Below are 5,276 nucleotides of genomic sequence, written 5' to 3'. Positions count from 1 at the left end.
TGAACCTGCGCCTGGAACCTTTCGGCACGTTCCCATCTCCTTCGGACTGTTACCACCCTATCGGGCGGTATGTCCGGAATCTCTGGGGCACCTCAAACGCAGTCGTCGTCGAGGAAGGCCAGCAGCGCCCCGCGGGCCGCGCTGACACCGGCGTTGCGGGCGCGGGCGATGCCGACGCGGCGCGGCATGAGGAGAACGCGCATGTCCTCATCGGCGTCAGATATCCACTGGTAGCGCGGTAGGCCATCGATGACCAGCACAATCTCGAACGGAACACCGACGGCGGCGAACTGCTGTCGCACCACGTCGACCAGGCGCTGACAGCCGTCTTCACGGCCGGTGGCGACAATGACACTCACGTCGACCTCGCCGGCCAGGCTCTCCGGCGTCGCTGGGGCGCCGGTCATGGCAGCCACCCCAACGCGGCCAACTCCCGCTCGAGCGCGTCGGCCGACGTGAAGACATGGCCTCTCATGCCGAGGGCGGCCCCGGCATCCACCCAGCTTGGGGTGTCATCGACGTAGAAGGCTCGATTGAGGTCGAACTGCGCCTGGCGCGCGGCGTGCCGGTAGCAGGAGGAGTCGGGCTTGACCTGGCCGATGCTGGCCGAGCACAGCACCATGTCGGCCAGCGAATCGAGCCCGTGAAAACGCAGGTCGTCCCACAGGCGGCCGGTCGCGTTGGACAGCAGAACCACCTTGACCCCGCGGTTCTTGACGGACTTGAGGTGCGCGACCACCTGCTCATTCAGGGTGCCGTGATAGTCGAGCCAGTCGAGCACCGCAGCGCGTCCCACCAGGTCCGACACCGCGGTCATCCACTGATCACCGTCAATGGCGCCCCGCATGGCGAGCACGCTGGGTTCCGATTTCAGGACGGCCGGCAGAAGCGTTCCGGTGTCGAGACCGTGATGGGCTTCGATGCGGGCCGCGACGGCCTCGTCGAAGCTGATGATCACGCCGCCGACGTCACACACCACAGTGTCGATCACGTGTTGCTCGTTGCGGGTCCTCGCCATGAGCACACCATTCCTGAGCCGGGACGCGGGCGCCGTGCGCCCGCTCGTGCATCTGTGGTTCAGCAGGTGCCGACCTGGGCCGCGCAACTGGTGATGTGGCCGGGCCGGGTCGAGCTCCCCTTTGAGAACACCTCAACCAGCTGTGGCGAATCCAGAGGGCAGGCTGTGGCGAAATCCTCGCGTGTTCCGCCACACCTGTGGCGCCACATCCGTCACACTGTGGCGTTGTCGCGCGGCACCTTCTCAGAAGGTGCCCGCCTGGTTACGGTGGAACCGAGGGTTGCACCTGGATCAGGCCCTGTTGCCCGCACCAAGGACGGCACCGTTGTCCCCTCAACCGACGCACAAGCAGCGCAACGACAAGCTCCGCTCCGTGATCGATGAGGCGGGCGTAAGCTACGGCGCTCTGGCCGACGCCCTGGCGGAGACGTGCAAGGCAGAAAAGCGTCCCGATCTGCGGCCCGATCGCACCCGCATCGGGCACTGGGTCAACGGCGGCGAACAGCCACGCCCTCCGTTACCTGAATTTCTCGCGGTCACGCTAGGGCGGCTGTGCCAGCGTGCCCTGACACCTGCCGACCTCGGCTTTTCGAGCGTAGCCTCGCCCTCCGAACCGAACCCCGCCATGAATGGTCACTCCCCAGCCCACGCCGCGACGCTTGCAGCGGCGCCTACCCAAGAAGGTGATCCCACGAAGAGACGACAAGCTCTCGCAGCCCTTGGCGTCGCCGCCGTTTCCCCGCTCCTAGGAAGAAAAGCCGAAGCAGCACAGGCCGCCACGAACTACGCCCGCCACGCCACCCTCACCGAGCTTGAGCCTGCCGACATCTCGGACCTCGAAGTGGCCGTCGACCAGTTCGGCGCCACCTACTCCAGCCATCCGCCACAGCGCCTATGGCCAGAAGTCTCCCAACGCCGCCACGAAGCCTTCGAACTGCTGCACCATCGCCGCCACACATTGCGCGAAGGCCGTCACATCGCCAGGCACGCCGGCATGCTGTCGGTCATCTTGGCCTGGCTGGCACACGACCTCGGCGAACCACAGGTCGCTAGGGCGTTCGCCGCCGACGCCAAGGCGCACGGCCAGCAGGCCGACGCGCCAGAGGTGTGCGCATGGGCCGAGGACATGCTGGCCACGCACGCGCTCTACGACGATCGCCCGCTTGACGCGCTAGCCGCAGCCACCCGCGGCCTAGCCGTCGCGCCCCGCAACGGCCCGATCGCTGTCCGTCTGACAGCGCAGCGCGCCCGGGCGCACGCGCTCCTGGGCGATGCCGACAGTTTTGCCGACGCGGCCGCCCAAGCCCACCACTTCCAAGCTGGGCTACCCGCGACGAACACCGGCCTGTTCGCCGTCGATGCGGTGCGCATCATCTCCTACGATGCCTCCTCCCACATCTGGCTGGACCACCCGCAGCAAGCCCGCGACGCCGCGCTGGAAGCCATTCAGCACTACCAGGCCGCCCAGGCCCCCACCCGGCTGTCGATCGCCCAGCTTGACCTGGCACTGGCTTATACCGCCCTAAGCGAAGTAGAAGCCGCCATCGAGGCAGGCCGCCAGGCCCTGAGGAGCGACCGGCTCGTCAGCGCCATCACGAGCCGTGCCCGGCAGCTCGACCACAGCCTGCGCCGCCGCTTCCCGACGCTGCCCGAGACGCGCGATTTCCACGACCAGGTACGTCTTCTGCAACCGTCCGCATGACAGTCCCGTCGAACCCGCCAGTGGAAGGTGACGAGTCGATGCCTGCCGTTCACATGACCGCGTCGGTCTACCTGTTCGCCGTGATTGACCAAGAGTGGCGGATCGGGCTCATTGAACATCCACGGCTCGGCGACTACATGATCCCCGGCGGCCATGTCGAAGACGAGATGCCGTCCGATGCCGCTGTCCGGGAAACCGTTGAAGAAACGGGCAGGCTCCCCCGCCTGCTGCCGCCGCCTGGGATGGCACTACCGGACGGCTACCCGCATCCCCTCGTGGATAGCCCGTGGTGGATCGTCCGGATGCCAGTGGCCCCTGACCGCGATCTGCCGACCGGCCACATTCATGAAGATCACCAATATGTGGCCGTCGCCGACGAGCCCGAGCAGGAAGCGCACGTCGCGGAGCATCCCTTCCGATGGGCGGGGGTGGATGACCTGGCAAGGCTGCCGGTTCCGGCCGGCACCTTGGAAGTCGCCCAGACCATGCTCACTCTCCTTCAGACCCAAGGAGTGGACGCTTGGTCCGGGTATCGCCTGCCTGTCGCCGGGCTGCCGGCCACGCACCCTTGACAAGGGTGGAGGAGTCGGCCCCATGCGCAAGCACGTGGACAGGCGCCGCACGCGACCGCAAGCGGCCGGCGTCGTTTTCGACTGCGATGGCGTGCTCGTTGACACCGAGGGCTCATGGGGCCGCGCCTATGAGTCTCTGTTCGCCCACTATGGCGTCATCCTCACCGTGACCGCTCGGCGCAGCCTCGCCGGCCTCAACATGCTGCAGCTCAGCAATCGGCTCGCCGACATGCTGGGACATGCGGCCTCGCCTGAGCAGCTAGGACGAGAGGCGTACGCGCTGATGCGTCAGCACCAGGCCGAGACCAAACCTTTGCCCGGGGCCGTGGCACTGGTTGACCGGCTCGCTGGATGCGTGCCACTGGCCGTAGCCTCTAACGCCCCCGCACACGTCGTGATCGCCAATCTGGAGAAGTCCTTCGACCTCGCAGCCTTCACCGTGATCGTCGGCAGCGACATGGTCGCCGCGCCCAAGCCAGCACCGGACGTCTACGTTGCGGCATGCGCCGCCATGAACATCCATCCACGCCACACCTGGGCATTGGAAGACTCTGCTGCGGGCGCCAGCGCGGCTCTGTCTGCCGGTCTTGGGGTAGTGGGAGTCAAGGATCCACCAGAGGATTCCCTCCCTTGCCACGTGCGCCATCCCCACTTGGCTGACCCCCGGCTATGGAAGTCGCTCAGCACGCTGCCCTTCACCTATTCTCCTCCGATAGAGAAACTCTGAAAACATTGCTGCCGGACGACGTCAAGCGGCATCACCGATTAGGCGGGGTAATATCCACCTCGTGTGGATGCGTGACGCGCTCGACGTGACGACTTGATGATAGGCGAGTGATGATTATCGTGACATTTAGAGATTCGTACCTCTGGTCGTTGCGCCAGGATGTAGGCTCCCGGTTGCTGCTCGTTCCGGGTGCTCAGGTCCTGCTGATCGACGACCTCGACCGGGTGCTGTTTCAGCGCCGATCCGACAATGGTTTGTGGGAGATACCGGCCGGCTCGTGCGAACCTGAACACGACTTTCGTGGCACGGCAGCAGCGGAACTCGGGGAAGAAACCGGCTTGACTGTCGCACCCGAGGACCTCATCCCTTTTGCGTGCTTGTCCGATCCTGCCGCGCACACGCTGCGATACCCGAATGGTGACCTTGTCCACGCTTTTGCGATGTGTTTCTATTCTCGGACGTGGACGGGCGATTTGCAGGGGGATGACGAGGTGATCGAACACCGGTTTCTGCCGATCTCCGACCCGCCGTCTCCCGTCCACCCGCCGACTCTCGCCGTTCTGGATTTGTACTTGGAGTACAGGTCATCGGGGTTGTTCCAAGCGCGTTGAGACCATCTCGACGCGATCGGGCCGGTCACAAGAAGCGGTCAAGCTCCTTGAGGGGATGAGGATTCTCCGGCAATGCCGCCATATCCGCGATCGCACGGTTGATGTCATGCCGGGCGCAATGGAACCGGCAGTCCCGGGACGGGTCGATGACCGTCAGGTCGGCCTTCTTCCAGAGGTCGCCGAAATTCTCTTCTACGGCATCGCCCAGCCGCGCTTTATCTTTTCCACGGTGGTAGGAGCAGATGTAGACGCCGCTCGGTGTCACCAGTGTGCGCAACTCCGCGACCGGGCACGTGTGATACGACTTGTCCTGCTGGGCGGGGCGCCGGTCCACGGCAGATGCGAAGGTCGACGAAAACTCCAGATCGAATGAGTCGTCGCGCAACTCCTGGGCTTGCTCAATCTGCGCGCGAACGGACTCCAGCATGTCGTCCGGCAACTGGACGACGAAGTGCTCCTCGTCGAACATGGTCTTCAACTCAAAGTAGTCGCAGCCGATGTCCTTGGCCAGCCGGGCGGCCGCAAGGACTTCGCTGTGATTCGAATAGACCGGGCGGTCTCAAGCGGTGGAAGCAAGTTCGGAGAGCATCTCGACGAACACTTCGGCTGGCGTTCTGTACCCAAGTATACGCCGCGGACGCGTATT

Annotated in this window: 8 protein-coding genes; 5 read left to right on the top strand and 3 right to left on the bottom strand. The window is 65.1% G+C overall.

The window, feature by feature from the left end:
• Positions 1-92: 92 nt before the first annotated feature.
• Positions 93-407: a glycosyltransferase gene (locus AB0M95_RS40700; protein ID WP_363777047.1), complete on the bottom strand. Its 315-nt coding sequence runs from the start codon at positions 405-407 to the stop codon at positions 93-95.
• Positions 404-991 carry an HAD-IA family hydrolase gene (locus AB0M95_RS40695; RefSeq protein ID WP_363777044.1) on the bottom strand — a complete coding sequence of 196 codons (588 nt, stop codon included), beginning with the start codon at positions 989-991 and terminating at the stop codon, positions 404-406. Before AB0M95_RS40695 ends, AB0M95_RS40700 begins: the two co-directional genes overlap by 4 nt.
• A gap of 400 nt (positions 992-1,391) precedes the next feature.
• Between AB0M95_RS40695 and AB0M95_RS40690 the strand changes: the two genes are divergently transcribed.
• The 4 genes from AB0M95_RS40690 to AB0M95_RS40675 all read left to right on the top strand — a co-directional run bounded on the left by AB0M95_RS40690 (position 1,392) and on the right by AB0M95_RS40675 (position 4,630).
• Positions 1,392-2,720, top strand: coding sequence for a hypothetical protein (locus AB0M95_RS40690; protein WP_363777041.1), 1,329 nt, complete (start codon positions 1,392-1,394; stop codon positions 2,718-2,720).
• Between the two features lie 38 nt (positions 2,721-2,758).
• On the top strand, positions 2,759-3,292 hold the full coding sequence (locus tag AB0M95_RS40685; RefSeq protein WP_363777038.1) for an NUDIX domain-containing protein: 534 nt from the start codon (positions 2,759-2,761) through the stop codon (positions 3,290-3,292).
• Positions 3,293-3,314: 22 nt separating this feature from the next.
• Positions 3,315-4,019, top strand: a complete 705-nt coding sequence (locus AB0M95_RS40680; protein ID WP_363777035.1) for an HAD family phosphatase — start codon at positions 3,315-3,317, stop codon at positions 4,017-4,019.
• 110 nt (positions 4,020-4,129) lie between these two features.
• Positions 4,130-4,630 carry an NUDIX domain-containing protein gene (locus AB0M95_RS40675; protein ID WP_363777050.1) on the top strand — a complete coding sequence of 167 codons (501 nt, stop codon included), beginning with the start codon at positions 4,130-4,132 and terminating at the stop codon, positions 4,628-4,630.
• A gap of 25 nt (positions 4,631-4,655) precedes the next feature.
• Here AB0M95_RS40675 and AB0M95_RS40670 read toward each other — a convergent pair whose 3' ends face one another.
• Entirely contained in the window at positions 4,656-5,099 is a 444-nt protein-coding gene (locus AB0M95_RS40670) for a hypothetical protein (protein WP_363777032.1), read from the bottom strand.
• Between AB0M95_RS40670 and AB0M95_RS40665 the strand changes: the two genes are divergently transcribed.
• The coding region (locus AB0M95_RS40665; protein ID WP_363777029.1) for a hypothetical protein at positions 5,082-5,276 on the top strand (195 nt) is incomplete at its 3' end. The genes AB0M95_RS40670 and AB0M95_RS40665 overlap by 18 nt on opposite strands.

Origin of the sequence: Sphaerisporangium sp. NPDC051017, assembly GCF_040683095.1 — a bacterium.
In the GTDB taxonomy this organism is placed as follows: Bacteria; Actinomycetota; Actinomycetes; order Streptosporangiales; family Streptosporangiaceae; genus Sphaerisporangium.
This window is presented reverse-complemented; position numbering and strand designations above follow the sequence as displayed.

What these genes read in the sequence shown, in the direction of transcription:
- AB0M95_RS40700 (WP_363777047.1), bottom strand. Translation starts at nt 407, where the DNA reads ATGACCGGCGCCCCAGCGACGCCGGAGAGCCTGGCCGGCGAGGTCGAC.
- AB0M95_RS40685 (WP_363777038.1), top strand. Translation starts at nt 2,759, where the DNA reads ATGCCTGCCGTTCACATGACCGCGTCGGTCTACCTGTTCGCCGTGATT.
- AB0M95_RS40680 (WP_363777035.1), top strand. Translation starts at nt 3,315, where the DNA reads ATGCGCAAGCACGTGGACAGGCGCCGCACGCGACCGCAAGCGGCCGGC.
- AB0M95_RS40675 (WP_363777050.1), top strand. Translation starts at nt 4,130, where the DNA reads ATGATTATCGTGACATTTAGAGATTCGTACCTCTGGTCGTTGCGCCAG.
- AB0M95_RS40670 (WP_363777032.1), bottom strand. Translation starts at nt 5,099, where the DNA reads ATGTTCGACGAGGAGCACTTCGTCGTCCAGTTGCCGGACGACATGCTG.